The sequence below is a fragment of the Photobacterium sp. OFAV2-7 genome (assembly GCF_022347985.1).
Taxonomy (GTDB): Bacteria; Pseudomonadota; Gammaproteobacteria; order Enterobacterales; family Vibrionaceae; genus Photobacterium.
The window spans coordinates 1-3,715 of sequence record NZ_JAKRFQ010000509.1 but is presented as its reverse complement, the minus strand read 5'-3'; the positions used below and the strand labels follow the sequence as shown (position 1 = coordinate 3,715).

General features: G+C 51.9%; 4 protein-coding genes. All 4 read left to right on the top strand.

Annotated features, from left to right (window positions below; genetic code table 11):
- Positions 1-764: L-lactate permease (locus tag MHN01_RS19950; protein WP_239412962.1), on the top strand; the 764-nt coding region annotated here is incomplete at its 5' end.
- Between the two features lie 107 nt (positions 765-871).
- Positions 872-1,591 (top strand): (Fe-S)-binding protein, encoded by a 720-nt coding sequence (locus MHN01_RS19945; protein WP_239412960.1) that lies wholly within the window; start codon positions 872-874, stop codon positions 1,589-1,591.
- A 12-nt stretch (positions 1,592-1,603) separates the two neighbouring features.
- The gene (locus MHN01_RS19940) at positions 1,604-3,016 is read left to right on the top strand and encodes a LutB/LldF family L-lactate oxidation iron-sulfur protein (RefSeq protein WP_239412958.1); all 1,413 of its coding nucleotides are present in this window, start codon (positions 1,604-1,606) and stop codon (positions 3,014-3,016) included.
- Positions 3,017-3,027: 11 nt separating this feature from the next.
- On the top strand, positions 3,028-3,715 hold a 688-nt coding region (locus MHN01_RS19935), incomplete at its 3' end, for a lactate utilization protein C (RefSeq protein ID WP_370646526.1).

The window sequence follows — 3,715 nt, the reverse complement described above, 5'->3', positions numbered from 1 at the left end:
AGATCCCTTTTAAAACCATTCTCAAGGCTATGAGCCCAACTCTGCTACTGATCCTTATTCTGATTGTCACCCGTATCCAGCAATTGGGTATCAAGGGAATGCTGACAGACAGCACACCACTATTTAACCTGAGCCTGGGCTTTAGTGATTTGAGTGTCAGCCAGGCGCTAATCATCAAACTGAGCAGTATCCTGGGCACCGAAACAAGCTGGGCATACAAGACGCTTTACGTACCCGCACTGATCCCTTTCCTACTGGTGGTACTCATCTCTATACCGGTACTAGGTATGCAGCGCAGCACGGTCAAACAAGCATTTACCGAAACAGCCAGCCGTATCAAAATGCCGTTTATTGCCCTTGTCGGCGCACTGATCATGGTTAAATTCATGATGATAGGCGGAGACAAGTCGCCAATCATGACGACCGGGCAGGCCTTCTCCAACCTAATGGGGGCCAACTGGCAGTGGGTAGCGTCCTATCTGGGTGCACTGGGTGCGTTCTTCTCAGGCTCGGCCACCGTATCCAACCTGACCTTCGGCGGCATCCAGCAGACGATTGCCATGAATGTTGCCCTACCGGAAACAACGATTCTGGCCCTGCAATCCGTCGGTGCCTCGATGGGTAACATGGTTTGTATCAACAACATCATTGCTGTTTCGACCATTTTGGGTATCGCCAACAAAGAAGGCTACATCATCAAGCGAACCGTGGTGCCTATGGTGCTTTACGGAGTGATTGTCGGCCTGGCTAGTGCCTTTGTCTAATTCGCCAAGCGAAAGTCGCAATCGGTGTTCAGCGTGAAATATCACGCTGAACACAAAGAATAACTACCACAATATAAACACGGGTAAACCGTCACTGGAGCAATATCATGAAGGTAAACTTTTTTGCCACCTGCCTGTGCGACACGGTAAAAGCCGAGGTTGCCAAAAAGTCTGTCGTGCTTTTGGAACAGCTTGGCTGCGAAATCATCTTCCCTGAAAAACAAGGGTGCTGCGGCCAACCTTCATTAAATAGTGGCTATATTGAAGGCAGCAAGCCGGCAATGAAAAACATGATTGCCGCCTTTGAAGAAAATGATCATCCAATTGTTACACCGGCTGGCTCTTGTGCAGCCTCGATCAAACGTTACCCGGAATACCTTGCCGACGAACCTGAGTGGGCAGACCGTGCTCAGAAGGTCGCTGACCGCCTGTTCGAACTGACTCAGTTTATTGTCAACGAGCTAGGTGTCGAAAACGTCGGTGCACGCCTGAAGGGCCGTGCCGTTTACCACCCTTCATGCAGCCTGATCCGCAAACTGGGCGTACGTGAAGAGCCGCTTCGCCTGCTGGCCAATGTCGAAGGCCTGGAAATGGTGCCAATCAAAAACCAGGAAACCTGCTGCGGTTTCGGCGGCACCTTCTCGGTCAAAATGTCAGAGATTTCCGGCGAGATGGTTAAAGAGAAAGTCCACCATATTAGTGCCGTCCAGCCAGAGTACCTCATTGGTGCCGATATCAGCTGTCTGATGAACATTGGTGGACGTATGACCCGCGAAGGGCGTCCAGTAAAAGTACTGCACATTGTCGATGTGCTGATGAGTCGTTAAGGGGGCGTTGTTATGTCAATGAAAACCAGCAATATCAAATTTAAAGACCGTATTGACGTCCAGATGCAAGACGACTTCATGCGCAAATCTGTTGCCAACGCTCAAGAGCGCATGTTTACCAACCGCGCCATTGCTGCCGAGAAGCTCGGCAACTGGGAAGAGTGGCGCGAGATGGGCATGGATATCCGGAATCACGTTCTAGAAAACCTAGATTATTATCTCCAGCAGCTCAGTGACAACGTTCAGAAAAACGGCGGTCATGTTTTCTTTGCCCGTACGGCTGAAGAAGCCACTGCGTATGTCGAAAACATTGTCCAGGAGAAAAACGCCAAGAAAGTCGTCAAATCCAAATCCATGGTAACGGAAGAGATTGGCCTAAACAAAATCATCGAGCGTAATGAGTGCGAAGTTGTTGAGACCGACCTCGGTGAGTATATCCTTCAGGTTGATGACTGCGATCCACCGTCTCATATCGTAGTTCCGGCTCTGCACAAAAACCGGATGCAAATCCGTGACGTGTTCAAAGAGAAAATTGACTACCAGGGCTCCGACGACCCTGAAGAGCTGACCCGCTATGTGCGCAACTATATCCGTCATGATTTCCTGGAAGCGGACATCGGTATTACCGGCTGTAACTTCGCCGTCGCGGAATCTGGCACGGTCACACTGGTTACCAACGAAGGTAATGCCCGTCTGGCCACCAGCCTGCCGAAGACGCACATCGCCGTGATGGGCATGGAGCGTATTGTTCCGACCTTCGAAGAGCTGGATATTGTTGTCAGCCTACTATGTCGCAGCGCAGTTGGCCTGCCGCTGACCGGCTACGTGACAGCCCTGACCGGTCCTCGCGAAGACAAGCACTGTGACGGCCCTGAAGAGTTCCACCTTGTAATCATTGATAACGGCCGCTCCGATATTCTCGGTTCGGAGTTCAAGGATATCCTGCGCTGTGTTCGCTGTGCAGCCTGCGTTAACACCTGCCCGGCATATCGCCATATCGGTGGGCAATCCTACGGCTCTATCTACTCCGGTCCAATCGGTGCCGTTCTCTCACCACTGCTTGGCGGCTACGACGACTTTAAGGATTTGCCTTACGCTTGTAGCTTGTGCCGCGCCTGTCACGATGTATGTCCGGTGAAGATTCCGCTCTCTGATCTGCTGCTCAAGCATCGCCAGAAAATGGCAGAAAGCAAGCAGACACCACTAATGGAGCGCGCCACTGTCGGTGCCTTCAATTTCATTAATGCTCGTCCTCTGCTATGGGGCAATACCGTAAAAGTAGGTGCGACCGTAGCCAGCGGCCTGATCCGAGATGGCAAACTGCCAGTCAATATCGGGGTCAGCGCATGGACCGAATCACGAGACTTACCTGAGCCAGATGGCGAATCCTTCCGCAGTTGGTTCAAAAAACGTAACAAGGGATAAAGGTGGGAACTATGGCTAACAATGACTCAGAAAAAACAATGGCTCACCAGAGCGAACAGCGCATCTATAACCGAGACAGCTTTCTTGACAATATCGCCGAAAAGCTGGGCCGCGAGCGCAAGACAACGCCCGTCGAGCGTCCTGCGCTAAAATACACCTGCCATCACGAAGTTCTGGCCGATAAAAGTCTGGACGAACTGAAAGCGGCGCTGATCCACTATACCGAAACAGCACTTGGTGCCCGTGCGATTGAAACGACTAAGGCCGAACTGGCTGCGACGCTTAAATCAGCCTGTCTGCATTACGTCAACAACGAGGAAGAGAATACCGAGCGCCAGGACAGTGAAACCATACTGTCGGCGGATAAAAGGCTACTGGCTCTGGTTAATCCGTCTGAGCTGGCCGACGAGCAGCACACCGTCCATGTCTGGGATCAGTCAGCAGGTTACGAGCCGAATATTACGATTGCCGAACGTGCGCAGGTCGGGGTGGTATTCGCCGAACAGGCTCTGGCAGAATCTGGCACCATGGTGCTCTATAGCAATCCGGCACAAGGCCGTGCAGTCAGCCTATTACCGGAAGCTTCGGTCTTTGTGGTACCTAAGAGCGCATTAATCCCGCGCCTGACCCAGGCAACAGCGGCCCTGCATGAAAAAGCAAAGAATGGCGAGCGTATCCCGTCTTGTGTGAACTTCATCT